Here is a 16,922-nt window from a genome sequence, read left to right as displayed (position 1 = left end):
GCTCCTTGTTGAAGAACAAAGCGCGGGTCGCAAACGACGTTCGCTAAACGCTTGAACGCGCCCCCGACGCCGCTGCTCGTCCCAATCATGAGGTGACTTTGAGCAGCCGCTCGAGGATCGCGTTCGCCTCGCTGACCGGCACGAAGACACGCGTGCGGTACGCGATGATCTCGGTGAAACAGCCGAGCGACTTCAGGTACGCGAGCTGCTGCGCCGGTGCGCGCTCGATCTCGATCCGCTGCGTGCCGTTCACGAACGCACGTCGGATCGTCATCGCGAAAGGCCGGGTCACGTCGACGCTGCGGCCCGACATGACCGAATGTGCGATGGCGTCGACCGGCAGGTCCTCGCTCTTGGCGATGCCGAGTTTGGTGTAGAGCTGCGCGACGTGTTGGTCGAACACGAGGCGGCCGAGCCACGAATTGCCCTGCGCGTCGACGATGCGGTTCACCGCGAGGTGGTCTGACGGGAGCGCCGACCAGATCGGGAGGAGCAGCCCCGTCGCCAGCCGGATCGTCTCGATCTCGGTCTGACCGGCGAGCTCCGCGACCTCCTCGGCCCATTTTGCCTCGAACGTGGGACGGTCGATCTTCTCCCAGGCGGACTCGAGCAGGTCCGCCTCCCCGATATACTCGCGGCGGCACGGTCGCTGCAGTTCGAGCCGCGGGATGGCCTCGCCCTGCTGGTCCATCCACGGCCGCGCGCGCAGCTGCAACGCGACCTTGCCCGAGCGGGCGTTCATGACGAACGCAGAATCTCGCGCCCACCTGGCGGTGTAGAGGATGTCATCGAGCGGGATCGGCGTCTTCTTGCGCGCGATCTCGATGGTGAGCAGGTGCGACGTCGCGCCCGATAGCGGATCGGTGCGCAGCAGCGTGTCGTCGACCACGGTTGCGGTGTCAGCGGTGATTGTCTCGACGCCGACGTCGAGCGTGCCCGCCTTGCGCGCTGCGGCGACGCGTGTCTCGACCAACGACAGGAACTCGTCGAAGATGACGTTCTGCAGCCCGATCGGCAGCGCCAGCAGGCGGTTGAGCCAGCGCTGGATGGGCGGCAGCTCCTCCTTCAGGTTGCCGTCGCTGTCGTAGAGCTCCAGCCCGGTACGCGCGCAGAAGTCGTTCATCGTGGTACTGGTGAGCTTGCCCTGATCGAGCAAGCCGAACCAGGTGACCAGCGCGTCCTTGGCATATTCGCTCTCGAGGTTGTCGGCCGGGTCGAACAGGTTCTGCCCGCCGGTCTGGCGCTGCCCGCGCGTCAAAGCGCCCAAGCTGTCGAGCCGGCGGGCGATCGTCGAGGTGAAGCGCAGCTCGCCTTTGCAGTCGGTGGTCACCGGCCGAAACAGCGGCGTGGAGGCCTGATGGGTGCGGTGGGTACGGCCGAGCCCCTGTATTGCCCGATCGGCGCGCCAGCCCGGCTCGAGCAGAAAGTGGACGCGCTGCTGCTGGTTCTTGGCGTCTAGGCTCGCGTGGTACGAGCGCCCGGTCCCGCCCGCGTCCGAGAAGACCAGCACGCGCTTGGTGCCGGCCATGAAGGCTGCGGCCTCGACCTGGCTGGAGCGGCCTGAGCGCGTCTCGACCTTCTGCCGCCCGTCCGACGTCGGCACGAGCCGCTTGGAGCGACCGGTCACCTCGGCGACGTCGTCGGTGCCGAAATGCTCGATCAGCGCGTCGAGTGCCGACTTGATCGGAGGCAGGCCGCAGATGTGCTCGAGCATGGCATCGCGCGCGGCGATCGCGTCCGGATTGTAGACCGGGTGACCCGCCTCGTCGGTCATCGGGCGCGAACGCACGTTGCCGGTGTCGTCGCTGTAGGTCTCCATCTGGCGCGTTGGGAACGCACGCTGGAGGTAGTCGGCGATATACTCGGTCGGTGACAGGTCGATCGTCGGATCGGCGCGCTCCTCGGCCGACATCTGACCCAACCGGCGATCAAGGATCGCCTCGGCCGTCGTCACCAGCTGCAGCACGACCGACTGGTCGGCCTTCAGGTGATGTTCGATTGCAGCGATGACCGTCGGCAGCTTCATCGCGAGCAGGACCTGGCCGAAGAAGCGCTGCTTGCACGATTCCAGCCGCGAGCGCGCGGCCGCCTTGGCGCCGCTGTTCAGCGTGCCGCCCTCGAGTGCGTCGACGACGTCGGTGAGCTTCAGCGCCTCCTCCATGTTCTGGAGGATCACGCTCCAGGCGTTCGCGTAGGTGTCGTAGATCTCGATCTGCTGGGGCGTCAGCTCGTGCTTCAGCACGTCATACTCGACGCCGGCGAAGCTGAGCGCGCGCGCGGTGTAGAGCCCGAGCGCCTTCAGGTCGCGCGCGACGAGCTCCATCGCAGCGATCCCGCCTTTGCGGATCTCGGAGATAAACGCCTCGCGGCCGGGGAACGCCGTCTCCGGTCCCCATAAGCCCAGCCGCACTGCGTACGCGAGATTGTTGACGTCCGAGGCGCCCGTCGCAGAGGCGTAGAGCACGCGCGCGTCGGGAAGGTGGTTCTGCAGGAGGACGCCACAGATACCCTGCTGTGAGCCGTCCTTCTTGCCGAGTGCGCCCTCGCCGCCCGCTACGCCACCCATCTCGTGCGCCTCGTCGAACGCGATCACGCCGTCGAAGTCAGGCCCGGCCCAGTCGAGGATCTGCTGCAGCCGGCTGTTGTCGGTGCGCATCGAGCGCAGCGTCGGGTAGGTGACGAACAGCACGCCTTCGATGAGCCGGATCGGCTCGTCGATCTTCCAGTTGGAGACCGGCTGCACGTCACCGGCGAGACCGCCTAGCGCCGACCAGTCGCGCCGCGCGTCTTCGAGCAGCGGCTCATTCTTCGTCACCCAGATGTGGCGACGCCGGCCCTGCAGCCAGTTGTCGAGGATGCAGGCGGCGACTTGGCGGCCCTTGCCGGCGCCGGTGCCGTCGCCGAGGAAAAAGCCCTTGCGGTAGCGGCGGCCCTCCTCGTCGATGGTGAGCCCGACGCCTTCCTTGGCTGGCTTGAAGGTGCCCGGCAGCAGCTGGTTCCAGGCATGTCCGGCGTAGATCACCGTCTCGAGCTGCGAGGAGGACAAGAGGCGGTCGGAGACGGTGCGCTCTGGCAGGTGCGGGATATGCGCCGGGATCGGCGCCGGGATCGAGCCCATCGCGACGGACTCCACCAGCGCCGTCGGGTGCTCGCCCGCCGCCTCGAAGACGATGCGGCTCGGGCGGTATGGCAGATAGACACCAACCTGATTGGCCAGCGGCGCCGGCGCGGCCAGCGTCGTATAGCCGACCGGCAGTACCGCGTTGCGGACGGGAGCATGGTAGGTGCGGGCGACAGCTGGCGTCGCGGCGCGTGCGGCGCCGAACAGCGTGACGACGGTCGGCGCCGGCTTCGCCACGGCCGCATCGCTCGCGAGCTCGGCTCGGGCAGGTACGGTGATCGCGTCGAGGAAGTCCAGAACAGCCCGGCGCTGGATCACCGTGTGCGACGTCCCGCCCGCGACCTTGTCGGTGACGTAGAGCCTGACCGCGATGTCGGTGCCGTGCTTGCGATAGCAGCTCTCGAGGCGGAGCGAGGTGCGCACCGTGCAGCCTGTCAGCACCGCCTCATAGGCGGCCTTGAGCTGGGCGCTCGGTGCGAACCAGTCCGGCATGATCGCGACGACGCGGCCGCCCTTCGCGACACGGCGGATCGCGGCCTGCAGATGCCGCAGCGCCGCCAGGTTGTCAGCGCCGCGGCCGACGCTGCGCGAGAACGGAGGGTTCATCAGCACGACGGTTGGCCGCTCCAGCGCAGCGTGCAGGCTGACGAGGGCGGCGCCGTCGTGGCCGGTGATGATCGCGTCGGGGAAGACGCTTGCCAGCCGTTCGCGGCGCTTGGGATCAATCTCGTTGAGCTGCAGCCCGGCGTGAGGCGGCACTTGCACCGCGAGCAACCCGTTACCCGCGCTTGGCTCGAGCACGATGTCGTCCGGCCCGATCGCCGCCATCACTGCCGCGAGCGCGCCGATGTCGATCGGAGTCGAGAATTGCTGGAGCTCGATCTGCTCCTCGCTGCGGACCGTCTGCGTCGGCAGCCGCTCCATCAGAGCTGCGGCATGCGGCACGCCAGCGAGGGTCGCGAGCGGGTATGGCTGGCGCGCAACGTGCAGCGCGAGCGCATGCTCGAGCATCTCGAAGCTGGCGCGCTGGGTCCAGCGGCCATCCGCGTCGGTTCCGCCGAAGGCCGCGGTCATGGCGCTGTTGAGGTCTCGCCGCGTAATCGGCGTGTTGCCGGCGAGCAGCTCGGCGATCGTCAGCGCGGCCGGCCGGTCGCTCACCGGCGGCAGATCGAGAAGGTCGGACATGGAGGGCTCCCTTGGTCAGGCTGCCATCCGGCAGCTCACCGCCTTCCTCCCCCTCCCCTCTCTCCCGCCTCGAGCGCCTCGGCCCAATCGTTAAACGGCGCGGGAGGAAAGTCCGCTTCGATGACGCGCTCGTTAGTCGCATAGCGCGCGGCGCTGCGGGCCACAGCGCGCCGTCCCGCAAGATCGTTGTCGCCGGCGAGGATCAGCTTTGTCACCGTGGGCGGGATCGTCAGCACGTCGAGCCGGCGCGAGCCGAGCGACGCCCAACACGGCAGTCCCCGGAGCAACGACCACGCGCGCGCGGTCTCGAAACCCTCGGCGAGGCCGATGGTCGGAGCGAGACCACCCCCGCGCCACGCGCCGGAGCCCAATGTCCCGAGCGTCGCCTTCTCGGTGTAGGACGCACTGCTCGGGTCGAGAAAGATCCGCTGGAAAGCGACCAGGCGCTGCGCTTCACGAACCGCCACGAGGAGGGCGGGCTTGAACACCGTCCGGGGCTTGGGGCCGAGCGGGCATCGCGGATGGAAGCGGACGTCGGTCGGCAGCGGCAGAAGGAAGCGCGAGGCAAGATAATGCTCCGCGCAGGTCCCTGGCACCGGGCGAGCCTCGTTCCATAGCCTGTCGATGTTCGCCGTTCCCGTCGCCCGAGCCGGTTCCGGAGCCTCATAGCGACGCCCGAGTGGGATACGGTCGAGCTCACGCAGCACATCGATGGGGTCGCAGCCTGCGAAGCACGTGACGAGCAGCCCGCGGTCGCCCTGGCGAAGCGAGAGGCTGGGTGTGGCATCAGCGTGCGCAGGGCAGCGGCACGTCGCCACGTTACCGTGCCAGGATCCTCCGAGCGCCCCGACGAGATCCACCAGCTTCTGCGACGGACGGTTGGCAATGATGGCCATGGCTTGCCTCCATCAGCACTTCGCGGCGGGGACGCCGGCGATGGTGTAGAGCGCGACGGATTCGTCAGCGAAATAAGCTGCGATCAGCTCAGCGTCGTTGTCGCTGTCCGATGCCTCGGGTGTTTGCTCACGGACGTAGTCCGCCAGCGCCTCGCGTGCGGCCTGTTCGGTAGGATGGAAGGCGACGATGTCCCTTCGGCCACGGTCGCGGATGACAAGCACGATACGTTGCATGGTGGAGAGACCCCGTGCCTGGGCGGCGGTGACGCAGCCCGTATTGAAGGGAGAACAAGGCCACCCGAGCAGCCCGCTCCTTCCCTCCCTCTCCGCTCCATCTCTACCCCTGTAGAATGGGGTGCTACTTAGTGCCGGTCCGTTTACCGGGTGCTAAAGCCTGCGCTCGTAGGCTGCCTTGGAACTAGAATCGATCGGCGCCTGTTTGTCGACACGCGCTTTCTTAAAGAGGTGTGGATGTCGCAGTTTTCGGCCGTCGAGATTGCCAATTGGATCGCAATCTACCTGGCGGCCGGCATCTGCTGCGCCATCGCGATGGCGCTTTCAGTCACTGTGACGTTGCAAGGGCTCTGGAAAGACAAGATCTGGCAGGATGCCCGTACTGTTCGCGGCGCAGTTCTTCTTCTGCCTAGGGCCTGGTGGCGCTGGCAGAAACTGTATCTGTTGTCGACCCCGGTTACGCTCGGCATCGTCGGCTCCTTTGCCGCGACGATGAGTTGGTCCTGATCCGCTAAAGCGCGAGCGCCGCGGCGATCCGGGCAGGCGCTGCCTCATCCTCAATGTCAGCGGGAGTGAGGCTTAGCAGTTCGCCGATATGGCGCATTCGTGGGTGCGTGATTGCCTTGGCGGCGTGATAATCATCGGTGTCGAAGCCCATTGCCTCCACCACGATCGTGCGCAACTCGCCCGTCACCCGGGATCGACCTTCAAGCAAGAAGTCAGGCCGACATGGGCCGTCGGGCGTCATCGTATCGAAGAGCGGCTTGCCGATCGCGAGGTCGATGCCCTTGCTGCGGAGCATCCGCTGCGTCTCGAAAATTCGCTTGAGCACCTTCCGCTCGAGATCGGATTCGACGGGCACGAACAGCCGGCCGCTATAGATCGGCTGGGCGTAGGCGCGCAGGGGTGCGTAGCCATGCGCCTCCGGGTATTCGCCGGCGACCACCAGCACGAGGAACGGTCCGCTGATGCGGTTACCGCGGACCGACGGCGACTGGACGCGGTTCGCGATGTGGACCGGTAGGCCATCAGGGACGTGGATCTCGTGGCCTTGAACGGCCGGCGCATAGAGGAGCACGAAGCCCTGCGGCGCGTGCGCCTTTGGCCAGTTCGGCGCCAGGCTGCGTAGCGTCGCATAGACGACATTTGCCTCGAGCGGGCGGGCGTGGGTCCACAGCGCGCGTGCCAGCTCGATTCCAGGCGCAATCTCGATCTTGCCCGCGGCCCGCATGATCGCGGCGAAGCCTTCCTTGATCGACCAGTCAGGGCCGGCGCCTAGCGGAGGCACGCTGTTGGAGCCCGCGGTGTCCATCAGCCGCCAGAGCAGACGAGCAAGCCGCGGGGTCGAGGCGTTGCGTGTCCGGTCGTCGTTGCTGTCTTCCTCGGGACGCTGGGCAAGCTTCTCCGGCGCTGGTCGGAGCACCTCGAAGAACCCGGCCGGGGGATCCGTTGGCGTGTTGTGGGAGCGCACCTCCGTGATGCGGTTGGTGACCTGGTCGCGGAAAAAGGGGCACTCCGGACGATGCTCCGGCCGCTTCTCGCTCGTCAGGCGTCGCAGATAGTAGGTCTCGGCCTCCGACAGGAACGCAGGGGTGAGGATCGGCGGGCGTTTGTCTGCGCCGAGGCAGCTGCAGGCGATCCAGCGATGGCCGATGCGTGCGTTCTGGACCAGCGTGATCCCGGCCTGCTCATCGTGGAACGAGCCCTCTCCCACATACCATCGCACCAACGCCTCCCGGAGTTGAGGCGGAAGAGGGATGCGGTTTGGGCCTTGTCCGTCAGTGTCGCGATGGATCAACCACATGCTCGAAGAGACCTTCCGGCACGGTTTAGGGGGCAGTTTCGGCCCGGTTGGCCGTCTTGACAAGCTCGAATAGCTTCTGCCCACTCCTCTGAAGCGACGATTTCAGGAGGTTATTGTGCGGCGAGCGATCGTTCGAGCGGCCCTAATAAGCGTGGTGCTGACCGGGACGGCGCAGGCCGCGAACCGGAAGCAGCAGTCGTCCAGACGTGTCGAGTTGATCTCGATGACTGCTTTGCCGACGGTGGACAGTGACGCCGTCGTGGCTCCATCATCGGACGTCGGGGTGGATGCGGCCCTTCCTGCGGAGTTCGCCGTCCACGATCTCAGTCGACGGTACGTCGAGTTTCGTATGAAGCGCGAGCTGGCGGGTCTCGTAGAAGCCGGTCCTATGTCTCAGGCCACATTCACCATGATCCCCACGTCGTCATCGATCGCAATCCCTGGCTGGATGCGAGCAAATAACCAGACGGTCGTCGCGCCCGCCTTCGTTCCAGGCTGCGCGCCGCTGGCTTACCGACCGTCGGGCTTCCTGTCCCGAGAGGCCGAAGGGCGACGCGCGGCCTATTACGGCATGATGAGCTCAATCGCGTGCGAGCATGGTATCCCGACGGGCTTGTTCGACGCGATGATCATTCGAGAAAGCCGTTACAATCCGCTCGCCCTCTCGCCGAAAAATGCGTTTGGCTTCGCGCAGCTGATGCCCGGCACTGCGGCTGGGCTCGGGGTTGATCGCCTTGATCCGTACCAGAACCTGCGCGGCGGGGCCCGCTACCTGCGTCAGCAGCTCGACAAGTTCGGCCGGGTCCAATTGGCGCTCGCCGCCTACAATGCCGGTCCTGGTCGTGTTCGTGATGGCCTGGTACCCCGAATTGCAGAGACCCAGGCTTATGTCACCGACATCATCGCCAACTGGTCGCGGCTGACCGCGGCACCGGGATCGCCCGTGCTTCGCTCACCCCTCCCGCGGTCACCTCGCCCATCGATCTCGGTTTCGCAATTCTAAGTTCTCTAGCTTACGCAGCGAGCATACGCGTGCTGTCGCCTTTACGAGGGCGCATCACAACAACGCTACGTACCTTTTTTCGCTTTCGGCCAAGGCTATCAATCGCCGGCTCGTCCTCGATGATGTCACGAAGCTCAACACGATACTCAGGGATGCGATCCTCAGCCTCAATCTCCTTCAAGGTGTTCTTCAGCTTCTTGATTGTCGCGCTGGATCCAATCTTCTGAGCGAAACGCTCGATAGGCATTTCATGCTCGTCCTCTCGGGCGTAGCAGTGTGCAAGCTCATAGAGCCGGCGTTCATAGAGGCTCAGGCGGAAATAGTCGTCGTGATACTGGTAAATTTCGCGGTCTCTCGTGATCGCGCGATAGAGCCACTCGCAGAGGATGACTTTAACGAACTCCAGTTGATCCGAGCCGTCGGGCATCCGACGGGTCGTCGAAACCGCTTCCGAGAACCAGGAAAACCAGCCCTTACTGCCAGCGTTGCCAGTTCGAATGTTCGTCTTGATCTGGGTGCCTTGCAGTCGACCCAACGCCTCTTGAAAGCGGTCATAATCCCGCTTTGAGGGACGCGACACTCCGGTTGCTCGGAAGAAGTCGTGTGCCGCAAAGACGACCGCGTTGTCGACCCGCTCGCCGCGCCGATGGCGAGCGTTGATGTGCGAGATCGCGTAAAGGACAATCTCTTTGTCGTACATGGTCGCGATACCGCCACCGCTGGGCCGAATTTCGATGCTTATGCCCTCGATCTCGTGAACCTGCGGCTCGGTCTGCGGCTTCTTCGCAAGCGAGAAGAGCGGATAATCCATGATGCTTCGCTCGCCCCGGACCTTGCCCTGAAGCGGGCTGTCTAGGTCGAGCAGGTTGAGTTGTGCATTATCGGCTGTGGTGAGCGCGCCCATAGCATTCCTCGCATGTCGACGGCTGTGGTTATAGCCCGAAGCTGCGCCTGAGGGGAGGGTCGAGGCCACAGGGTTCCTAAAAGCACGAAGATTCGAGCCCTTGCCGGGCGAAATCGACGGGTTCTCCAGCGGAAGGAGCCTTAAATGCGCATTTCTCACGCAGGCTCGTGCTTTTAGGAACCGTACCACACATCGGGCCCTAACCCGTGGAAATCGGCCGCTTCTCCAACAACGATGCCTCCCCGCGCGACCCGCGGATCGACCGCTCGTTTTAGACGTACGATGATTGGCCACGGCGTGTCGGGGGCCGTCTCCTCAGCGGGTAGACACGGTTCCCAAAAGCACGAGGCATTTTGGCCGCTTTCCATGGGGAACGGCCCTACCGCGAGGGCTGGAGCGCTCCCAAACGCGCGGAAGCAGTTCGTGGCTCGTGCTTTTAGGAACCCCATCGCGATGTTCCCGGATTGTGCTCGCATGATCGCGACGCGTCCGGTCGGCGAGCTTCCGTGGCGCGGCGGACCAACCGATTCGCGATCAGTCCGATGCTTCCTTCGGGAGCGCCGGCGGCGAGCGCGCGCATACCGTCGCTCCGTGTTCGGTCTTTCAGGCCGAACATGGTCTTTCCTAACCGGAGTTCGGCGTTCGTCGCCTTCTTGGTCATGCCGCGCAGGTACGCGCCGGGTTGCAACACCTCCCCGGACCGGTACTTTTCGACGGTCGCGATCACCGCGGCCGCTGCGCCGCGCTGCCCCATCACGCGGCAGGCCTCACGCCATGCCGATGAGGCGATCCGGTTCTGACCGCTTAGACGCTCGGCCAGCGCGATCACGTTGCCCCATGTCGCCGGCGCATAATCGAGCGATTGGAGTAGCTCGGGCGCCGCCTCCCGGATGAAGGTCGGATCGACACCGTGTTTCTCGAGGTCGCTTTCCACTTCGGTCTGAGGCTGGGCGAGGCGGACGTCGTAATCTCCACTACTCTTTATCGCCAAGCCGCTACTGTGATCTGCGGTAGCAGATTGGAGTTGCGTTGTAGTTGTAGAGAGGGTGTCATCGGGATCGTCCGGCCATGAATTTTCGTTCAGATTCGGCGACACCGTTTTCCCGGCTAGAGCCTCGTGAAGAGCAGTCTCGAGAGCACGCCGACGTTCCTCAAGCTGCTGGACGCAAGCTTCGATCATCGGAATATCGCGGCTGCCTCTGATCCGTTCGGCCGCCATGCGCGCCAGCGCAATCTCGTCCTCCGGTCTGAAGCCGCGATACGCCACGTCGAGCGCAGTCTGGGCTATCGAACGAATGCCGCGACGGGCCGAAGCTAGGCGTCGGGCGAGCTCGTCTATGCGCTTGTCCTCCGCAGCGCCTCGGGCAGCGACTTCGAGAAACTCGCGGTACCGGGCTCCCAGCGGGCTGAGGATGATGCCGTAAGCCCAGACGATGTTACCATTCCGGTCGCGGTGACCGCCGCGGTTGCCGTTGGGGCTGTCTCGAAAGGTGACGAGGCCGAGCTCTTGCGCCTTGTTGAGGATCTTCTGGACTTGGCGAACGGAGATGCCGAGCAAGTGTGACAGCTTATCGTTGCGCGGCCAGACGGTTGGAATGTGCCCGGCACGCCAGTCCTGGGGCATCGACCAGCTGAACATCAGATCGATTACCTGAACAACGCGATTTGGGAAGCCAAGATAGACGGCGGCCCGTTTCATCGCAGAAAGGACGTGCGCCGGCGTGGTGTCCTTTTCTAGGCCAGAAAATTGGTCAGCAACGGCCATCGCGGCGGCGTTGTGCTGATCGAAGCGGCGCAGGCCCGCCCCTGGGCGTTGGGCGCAAGCGGTCATTCGGTTCTCCCTGACGGGAGCCCGTGCGGACAAGCAAAGCGGTGGCGCGAACCCACGCGCGGTGGCGTTGCGATGTCGAGAGCAGCCGGCTAAGGAAGAGTTGCCACACGCGTCCTAGCGACTTCTCGGAAAGCCCGCCTAGTGTCGGGCCTTTCTTGTTTGCACGGGTCTCCTCTTTATCTTCGGTTTTACCGGCCAAGCGGACGGCAGCGAGGTGCTGATCGCGGGAAGTCTCGCGGAAGTCGAAGTTAGCGGCAGCGCACTAGGCCGTCGCCAAGCGAGTTTCGTGCTTTTAGGAACCCTGTGCTACTTTTGTTCGTGCTTTTGAGAACCCTGTCCGGGAGCGGCTCGTGCTTTCAGGAACCGGGTCTCGGTGGGGACACGTGCTTTTGGGAACCCGGTCGAGTCGCCGACTCGTGCCTTTAGGAACTGTGCCCCGCCCCGAATCGCATGGCGCTCCGATTCGGCCTCGTGCTTTTGGGAACCCTGCGCGGCGTCGACAGCTGGGACGCGAGTGCTCGTCGTGCTTTTGGGAACTCTGTTGTCTACGCTCCCGGGATTCGCCTTTCTGAACGCCGCCGCGTTCTGAGGAACCCGATCCATCGAACTCCGCGTAGGTCACCTAATCACGCCGGTTCTGGGACGCTGCGCCGCATATCCTAACCAGCGGAGGAAACCGGTTTGGCTCCAACGCGAGAGACGGCCAATCGCTATGCGCCGGTGCTTTTCGCATGTATGGTCTGCGCTGGCCTCATTAAGGCGAGCAGCGTACCCTCGACTTGCTAATATCGTGCAGATTAGTTCAGAAAAGAAAGGTTGCTAGCGTGGCATTCTCTGGCCAACTTAAGATGTTGAACTAATATCTGGTATGGTCAATGCGGTCGTCTTTGCGCTGCATGAGGTCAGTGTAGAGGTCCTTCAGCATTTCGAAGATGGCCTTTTGCACCTTCAAGCCATGCTCGCGGCGAATATCACCAAACTCCAGCCCTTCGACGACGTCCACAAGCGAGGCTATTTTGGTCGCGAGGCCGCCGAATACAACGGCGATGAGGCTTACGACTACCTCCATTTCTCGGCTTGTGACCGGAGCCTTATCCCGGATCACTTCCTGTGCAAGCGCAGCTTCAAGTTCGCCGACGCCGAGTGAGGCGAGGATCGCTTGAGCCTCGACCATAGTAATTGGGAGCCGATCCTCTTCCCTCAAGATGCGGTTAATACGGCTACGGCTATACCCGGTGCGCGCTGCCAAACTTCGTTGACTGACGCCAACGGTGTCCATTTTCGAGACAATGAAGTCCGCAATCGTGTAGGGTCTACTCGACGGCGGGTCGACTTCGTGCTGAAGTACCTCCATTTGCCTATCCCTCCCGGATGACCGCGTACAGGGATAACCACATCAGCTGGGTTTGCAAACCTGCCGCAAACGTTATTTTAACCTATGCAGGCGCTTCGCGCTCTTAGCTACCGGATCGGAAAAACATTCGTTTTGGTTCTTTTGAGCGACTTCTTATATCGCGCAGCGGCTTCGGCGGTAAGGCCGAGTTTTGTGAGCACCTCTGTCTTGTTCTCCTCTACAACCAGGTCGTACAGGAGTAAGGATACGGTATCATTGAAGGCCACTGAAGCACCAAGGGCTTCCTTAAGGATTTCAGCTGCCGATTCAATCGAGGCAGCACTGGTCTCAAGGATAGTGAACTCGAGCTCGATGTTTCCCTCGGATGGTATGATGGCCAAGTGCTCTCTCATATCTTCAGCCGTGTAATAATCCGACAATGACTTGGCGCACTCGGCACGCTCATCCACTACCTGCCTGAAGGTTTGATGAACGCAGGTTTTGTTAGAGAAAAGGCGCACACCTTCGGTCGTCAGCCGAAAGTAGTAGTCGGAAACCTTGAATTTGCACTCTCTTTCCCCGGCCGACATCTTCGCGCCTCATTCCTTTTCCAAAGCTGCTCAGGTTCCGATCCCGAGCTGGCCCCCTGAAAGTACCACCCTACGCTCATCAACGGCGTTGCGCAGCCTCCCACGCATGTCTCCGGCCGATTTCACGTGAGGCACCGCGCTGATTCCACCCTTGATCGCGTTCGATGGGCGTGGCTCAGATCCGAGCCAATTTGGCCCACATGTGAGCCAAGCTGCCCCACATCCGGGCCATCCTGACCCAGATATGGGTCAGGGCCTCAAAGCGAAGGAGGAAATTTGAGCCGAGCAGTTCAATAAACCGGGCACGACAGGGTTCCGCGGCGTTCGTCGTTGCGACCTATCTAACGCCAAGCCAGCCTTCCTTTGGGCGCGCTGAAATGCGCTCAGTCAAAGGAGACTCTGGTTATGAAGACCCTGCTCAAGATGGGCCGTCGCGCCGAGGAGGCTGCGCTGGCCACGCTCGGCGTCGCGGCCGCCGCGGTAGTGATGGCCTCGCCGGCACTCGCGGGCGCCGACGCCACCTTCAACACCGCGCTGGATGCCTTCACCGGCTTCCTCGAGGGTTCGGGCGGCAAGATCATCACCGTGCTGTCGCTGGCCGGTGGCGTCGTCGGCCTCGCGTCGGGGCGCTTCTCGCTCGGCCAGGTTGCGATTCCGGTTGGCGTGGGCGTCGGCGCCGGCACCGGGGTGCCGATCGTCACCTCGACCGTCACCGCCACGATCTGAACCGACCCGGTGCCGGCGGAGATAGCAGCTCCGCCGGCTCCGTCACTGAAGGTGGCGTGATGTCAGCCGACAAGTACGTGATCCCATCGCACCTCGACGATCCTGAGCTCATCGGCTTTTGGACGCTGGACGAGTTCCTCGCGATGGTCATCCCTTTCACCTGGGGGATCCTGTCCCAACACATCGTCATCGGGATCGGCTTGGCCGTCCTGGGCTGGTGGGCTCTTAGGCGAGCAAAGGCGGGACGGACGACTTCGTGGCTGATCCACCTGGCGTACTGGCACCTGCCGGGCGGGTTCCCGTCGCTTAGGGCCACGCCACCTTCCTACCTCCGACTGATGGTGGGCTGACATGGATTTCTCCTACCAGCACGCGCAGAGCCAGCGCGTCCTTCGCCAGCGCAATCTCCTCGGCATGACCGCCCTCGTGCTGGCCGGGGCCGTGGCGCTCCTTCTTCTCATGTCCGCGACGCGCAGTCGCGAGATTGTCCTGCAGCCGGTCCTCGGATCGCCGGTGACGGTCTCCAGCTCCGGCGTGTCGCGCGAGTATCTCGAGCTGGTCACCCGCGACACCGCGGTGCTGACGCTCAACCGGTCGCCGGGCAGCCTCGATTATTGGATGAAGTCGGTCCTCGCGATCGTCTCCCCCAAGGCGCAGGGCGCCATTAAGGCCGACCTCCTCAAGATCGTCAGCGAGCAGCGCGGCTCGAGCATGAGCCAGTTCTTCACGCTCGAGGGCATGGAGATCGACGCCAAGCACCTCCAGTCGACCGTCACGGGCAAGCTCAGCACGGTGGTGGGTCAGAAGGTGGTCTCGAGCGAGCCGCGAACCTTCATCTACGACTGGGAATATTCGGGCATGAGCCTGAAGCTCGTTGGTTTCAGCATGGCGCAGCCCAAGGGCAAGCTGGGAGGCGCGCTGTGACCGCCTCGCTCTACGCCTTCGGCAGCGCCGCGCTCGGCACCATTCTCGCCTCGCGCACGATGTGCTGGCTCAGCCGCATCGCCGGCGCCGCTCTCATCGCCGTCGCTGTCTTCGTCTTTTCGGCTCCCGCTTTCGCGGCCGGTGACCAGACGCTGATGGTGGCGGACGGCGCGCAGGTCGCCTGCACCGCGTCGGCCAAGGACCTCACCCGCATCAGCCTCGTCGATGACGAGTTTGCGGGCGTCTCCAAGATCAACACCGGCAACCCGTCGGACGACTTCTCGGTCGTGAACGAACCGGTGCGCGGCGACATCTACCTGTCGGTGCCCGAGGGCTTCAACCGCCAGACGCTGTCGTTCTTCGGCACGTCCAAGCGCGGCTACGTCTACAAGTTTGCCTGCCGCATCGCCGGCGACCAGGCGGTGCAGGTGTTCCTCTCCAACCCCGCGATCGCCAAGGCGGACGCCATCGAGGCGGCGCCGACGAAGGTTGCGGCGGCCTCATCGCCTGAGGACGCCGCGGTATCGCTCGTGCAGGCGATGTACGCCAACATGTCGGTCGACGGCTACGAGCTGCGCCAGCGTTCCTTGAAGCCGGTCTACGTCGGCGACCTCAAGGTCCAGATGATCTCCGAGTACCGCGGCGAGGCGCTGACCGGCCGGGTGCTGCGGATCGAGAACAAGGGCTCGCAGGAGAAGGTCCTGACCGAGGCGCAGGTCGCGCCGTCGAGCGCCCTCGCCGTCTCGATCGCCGAGCCCAAGCTCGCGCCGGGTCGGGTCACGACCGCCTACCTCGTCTCGCGGAATGGAAACTAAGCCATGGCCTTGAAGGACATCTTCTCGCGCAGCCGCAAGCCGCTCGACGGCCCGGAGGCCAGCGCGGCTGGCGACGGCGTCTCGCCGATCGCCTCCGAGCTCGACGGCAACACCGAGACCCGAAAGAAGCAGCGCATGCTCCTCGCCGGGGTCGGCGCGGTCGGCCTGATCGCCTCGTCGTTCTGGATCTTCGGCGGTGATGACAGCGCCAAGAAGGTCGACCCCGACAAGCCCGAGCAGGTGAAGGTCTCGGTCAGCGACATGGCCAACAAGACCCTCTCCGAGCAGGAGTGGATGGCGCTTTCGGAGAACCGCTTCCAGTCGGCCGAGAACCAGCTGAAGAGCGTCGATGGCACCAACGCCCGCGTCGCGCAGCTCTCGCAGCAGCTGGACGCGATGCGCGCGCAGAACCAGTCGATGACGGCGGATGGCCAGCGCGTGCTCTCGGCGTACCAGGCCGAGAACGAGCAGCTGCGCCGGCAGGTCAACGAGCGCGCGGCCGCCCCGCCCCCTGCCCCGGCCGGTCCGCAAGCGATGTACGGCCCGGGAAGCGCCGCGGTGTACGGCCGCGGCGCCGGCGCGCCGCCTGGCGGTCCGGACCTGTCCGCGCCTCGCCTGAGCGAGGTGAAGATGGTCTCGTTCAGCTCGACCGATCGCGGCACCGCGTCCAAGATCGCCAAGGGCAGCACGGTCTATACCGACAGCCCGAACTACCTGCCCGCGAACAGCTTCGCGACCGCCAAGGTGATCGTCGGCGTCGACGCCGCGGCGGGCGTGAACAGCCAGACCGACCCGCTGCCGGTCGTGCTGCGCATCACCGGTCCCGCGCGCTCGGTACTGCAGAACGGCAAGCTTCTCACCACCAAGATCCAGGGCTGCCTCATCAACGGCGCCGCGCGCGGCGAGCTGTCGAGCGAGAAGGTCTACATCAAGCTTCAGAAGATGACCTGCCCGCAGCCGGGCGGCCGCTATGCCGAGTCCGAGGTGAAGGGCTTCATCGCCTTTGGCGGCAAGACCGGCGTGCGTGGGCGCGTCGTCAGTCGCGAGGGCTCGCTGGTGAGCCAAGCCTTCCTCGCCGGGCTCGTCGGCGGGATCGGGCGGGGCTTTGCCGCCAACACCAACATCGCGCTGCAGCCCGGCAACGTCGTGCTCGCCAACGGCAAGCGCCAGCAGCTCGGGCTCGGCGACATCGCGCAGGGCGGTGTCGGTAACGGCATCGGTGAGGCCGGCGACATGGTCTCCAAGTACCTGATCGAGCGCGCCGAGCAGTACCAGCCCGTCATCGAGATGCCGACCGGTGTCGACGTCGAGATCGTCTTCCTGGAGGGTGTATATGTTCGAAACTAAAACCTCGCGGGAGGCTAAGCGAGCTCCTTTGCATGGTGAGATCACGGTTGGTGATTTCGTTGAACAAAGGCAGGTCCAGCCTCTCCTGGTGCGCATCGCGCCGGTTCTTTTCTGGACAGTCGTCGTCATCGGCGTCGGGCTGATCATGTTTACCGCAATCACGCACCGCTGATTGGAGGACGCATATGTCCGAAACTAAGAGCTGGTCG

The 16,922-nt window shown here is 64.3% G+C and carries 16 protein-coding genes; 8 read left to right on the top strand and 8 right to left on the bottom strand.

Annotated features, from left to right (window positions below):
• Positions 1-85: 85 nt before the first annotated feature.
• The 3 genes from FHY05_RS17680 to FHY05_RS17670 are packed head-to-tail and all read right to left on the bottom strand — an operon-like array spanning position 86 to position 5,436.
• Positions 86-4,306: a strawberry notch-like NTP hydrolase domain-containing protein gene (locus FHY05_RS17680; protein ID WP_183945746.1), complete on the bottom strand. Its 4,221-nt coding sequence runs from the start codon at positions 4,304-4,306 to the stop codon at positions 86-88.
• A gap of 35 nt (positions 4,307-4,341) precedes the next feature.
• Entirely contained in the window at positions 4,342-5,202 is an 861-nt protein-coding gene (locus FHY05_RS17675) for a toprim domain-containing protein (protein WP_183945745.1), read from the bottom strand.
• Positions 5,203-5,214: 12 nt separating this feature from the next.
• A complete protein-coding gene (locus FHY05_RS17670) occupies positions 5,215-5,436 on the bottom strand; it encodes a hypothetical protein (RefSeq protein ID WP_183945744.1) in 222 nt (73 codons plus the stop codon).
• Positions 5,437-5,673: 237 nt separating this feature from the next.
• On the opposite strand from FHY05_RS17670, the gene FHY05_RS17665 reads away from it, so the two are divergent.
• On the top strand, positions 5,674-5,943 hold the full coding sequence (locus FHY05_RS17665) for a hypothetical protein (RefSeq protein ID WP_183945743.1): 270 nt from the start codon (positions 5,674-5,676) through the stop codon (positions 5,941-5,943).
• Between the two features lie 4 nt (positions 5,944-5,947).
• Here the strand turns inward: FHY05_RS17665 and FHY05_RS17660 are convergent, their stop codons facing one another.
• Positions 5,948-7,240: a hypothetical protein gene (locus tag FHY05_RS17660; protein ID WP_183945742.1), complete on the bottom strand. Its 1,293-nt coding sequence runs from the start codon at positions 7,238-7,240 to the stop codon at positions 5,948-5,950.
• 151 nt (positions 7,241-7,391) lie between these two features.
• On the opposite strand from FHY05_RS17660, the gene FHY05_RS17655 reads away from it, so the two are divergent.
• Positions 7,392-8,243: a lytic transglycosylase domain-containing protein gene (locus FHY05_RS17655; protein WP_311732514.1), complete on the top strand. Its 852-nt coding sequence runs from the start codon at positions 7,392-7,394 to the stop codon at positions 8,241-8,243.
• A gap of 10 nt (positions 8,244-8,253) precedes the next feature.
• Here the strand turns inward: FHY05_RS17655 and FHY05_RS17650 are convergent, their stop codons facing one another.
• The 4 genes from FHY05_RS17650 to FHY05_RS17635 form a co-directional block, all read right to left on the bottom strand.
• Positions 8,254-9,147, bottom strand: coding sequence for a replication initiator protein A (locus FHY05_RS17650; RefSeq protein WP_183945741.1), 894 nt, complete (start codon positions 9,145-9,147; stop codon positions 8,254-8,256).
• Positions 9,148-9,583: 436 nt separating this feature from the next.
• Complete coding sequence (repC, locus tag FHY05_RS17645; RefSeq protein ID WP_183945740.1) at positions 9,584-10,978, bottom strand: plasmid replication protein RepC; 1,395 nt, start codon at positions 10,976-10,978, stop codon at positions 9,584-9,586.
• 856 nt (positions 10,979-11,834) lie between these two features.
• Positions 11,835-12,332, bottom strand: coding sequence for a helix-turn-helix transcriptional regulator (locus tag FHY05_RS17640; protein ID WP_183945739.1), 498 nt, complete (start codon positions 12,330-12,332; stop codon positions 11,835-11,837).
• Positions 12,333-12,439: 107 nt separating this feature from the next.
• A complete protein-coding gene (locus FHY05_RS17635) occupies positions 12,440-12,901 on the bottom strand; it encodes a hypothetical protein (protein ID WP_183945738.1) in 462 nt (153 codons plus the stop codon).
• 405 nt (positions 12,902-13,306) lie between these two features.
• On the opposite strand from FHY05_RS17635, the gene FHY05_RS17630 reads away from it, so the two are divergent.
• Genes FHY05_RS17630 through FHY05_RS17605 form a run of 6 tightly spaced genes read left to right on the top strand, consistent with a single transcriptional unit; the run spans position 13,307 to position 16,885 of the window.
• The gene (locus FHY05_RS17630) at positions 13,307-13,627 is read left to right on the top strand and encodes a TrbC/VirB2 family protein (RefSeq protein WP_183945737.1); all 321 of its coding nucleotides are present in this window, start codon (positions 13,307-13,309) and stop codon (positions 13,625-13,627) included.
• Between the two features lie 59 nt (positions 13,628-13,686).
• Complete coding sequence (gene traL, locus FHY05_RS17625) at positions 13,687-13,977, top strand: type IV conjugative transfer system protein TraL (RefSeq protein ID WP_183945736.1); 291 nt, start codon at positions 13,687-13,689, stop codon at positions 13,975-13,977.
• A 1-nt stretch (position 13,978) separates the two neighbouring features.
• Positions 13,979-14,551 carry a type IV conjugative transfer system protein TraE gene (locus FHY05_RS17620; RefSeq protein ID WP_183945735.1) on the top strand — a complete coding sequence of 191 codons (573 nt, stop codon included), beginning with the start codon at positions 13,979-13,981 and terminating at the stop codon, positions 14,549-14,551.
• A gap of 59 nt (positions 14,552-14,610) precedes the next feature.
• Positions 14,611-15,366 carry a type-F conjugative transfer system secretin TraK gene (locus tag FHY05_RS17615; protein ID WP_183945793.1) on the top strand — a complete coding sequence of 252 codons (756 nt, stop codon included), beginning with the start codon at positions 14,611-14,613 and terminating at the stop codon, positions 15,364-15,366.
• A 3-nt stretch (positions 15,367-15,369) separates the two neighbouring features.
• Entirely contained in the window at positions 15,370-16,713 is a 1,344-nt protein-coding gene (locus FHY05_RS17610; protein ID WP_183945734.1) for a TraB/VirB10 family protein, read from the top strand.
• Positions 16,700-16,885, top strand: coding sequence for a hypothetical protein (locus tag FHY05_RS17605; RefSeq protein WP_183945733.1), 186 nt, complete (start codon positions 16,700-16,702; stop codon positions 16,883-16,885). Before FHY05_RS17610 ends, FHY05_RS17605 begins: the two co-directional genes overlap by 14 nt.
• Positions 16,886-16,922: the final 37 nt, after the last annotated feature.

Origin of the sequence: Sphingomonas sp. BK580, from assembly GCF_014194975.1 — a bacterium.
Lineage (GTDB): Bacteria > Pseudomonadota > Alphaproteobacteria > Sphingomonadales > Sphingomonadaceae > Sphingomonas.
The sequence above is the reverse complement of the archived record's forward strand: the minus strand, read 5'-3'. Positions and strand labels throughout refer to the sequence as shown.

Excerpts from the sequence above, each read along its gene's own strand:
- FHY05_RS17680 (WP_183945746.1), bottom strand. The coding sequence starts at position 4,306 with ATGTCCGACCTTCTCGATCTGCCGCCGGTGAGCGACCGGCCGGCCGCG.
- FHY05_RS17675 (WP_183945745.1), bottom strand. The coding sequence starts at position 5,202 with ATGGCCATCATTGCCAACCGTCCGTCGCAGAAGCTGGTGGATCTCGTC.
- FHY05_RS17670 (WP_183945744.1), bottom strand. The coding sequence starts at position 5,436 with ATGCAACGTATCGTGCTTGTCATCCGCGACCGTGGCCGAAGGGACATC.
- FHY05_RS17665 (WP_183945743.1), top strand. The coding sequence starts at position 5,674 with ATGTCGCAGTTTTCGGCCGTCGAGATTGCCAATTGGATCGCAATCTAC.
- FHY05_RS17660 (WP_183945742.1), bottom strand. The coding sequence starts at position 7,240 with ATGTGGTTGATCCATCGCGACACTGACGGACAAGGCCCAAACCGCATC.
- FHY05_RS17650 (WP_183945741.1), bottom strand. The coding sequence starts at position 9,147 with ATGGGCGCGCTCACCACAGCCGATAATGCACAACTCAACCTGCTCGAC.
- repC (WP_183945740.1), bottom strand. The coding sequence starts at position 10,978 with ATGACCGCTTGCGCCCAACGCCCAGGGGCGGGCCTGCGCCGCTTCGAT.
- FHY05_RS17640 (WP_183945739.1), bottom strand. The coding sequence starts at position 12,332 with ATGGAGGTACTTCAGCACGAAGTCGACCCGCCGTCGAGTAGACCCTAC.
- FHY05_RS17635 (WP_183945738.1), bottom strand. The coding sequence starts at position 12,901 with ATGTCGGCCGGGGAAAGAGAGTGCAAATTCAAGGTTTCCGACTACTAC.
- FHY05_RS17630 (WP_183945737.1), top strand. The coding sequence starts at position 13,307 with ATGAAGACCCTGCTCAAGATGGGCCGTCGCGCCGAGGAGGCTGCGCTG.
- traL (WP_183945736.1), top strand. The coding sequence starts at position 13,687 with ATGTCAGCCGACAAGTACGTGATCCCATCGCACCTCGACGATCCTGAG.
- FHY05_RS17620 (WP_183945735.1), top strand. The coding sequence starts at position 13,979 with ATGGATTTCTCCTACCAGCACGCGCAGAGCCAGCGCGTCCTTCGCCAG.
- FHY05_RS17615 (WP_183945793.1), top strand. The coding sequence starts at position 14,611 with ATGTGCTGGCTCAGCCGCATCGCCGGCGCCGCTCTCATCGCCGTCGCT.
- FHY05_RS17610 (WP_183945734.1), top strand. The coding sequence starts at position 15,370 with ATGGCCTTGAAGGACATCTTCTCGCGCAGCCGCAAGCCGCTCGACGGC.
- FHY05_RS17605 (WP_183945733.1), top strand. The coding sequence starts at position 16,700 with ATGTTCGAAACTAAAACCTCGCGGGAGGCTAAGCGAGCTCCTTTGCAT.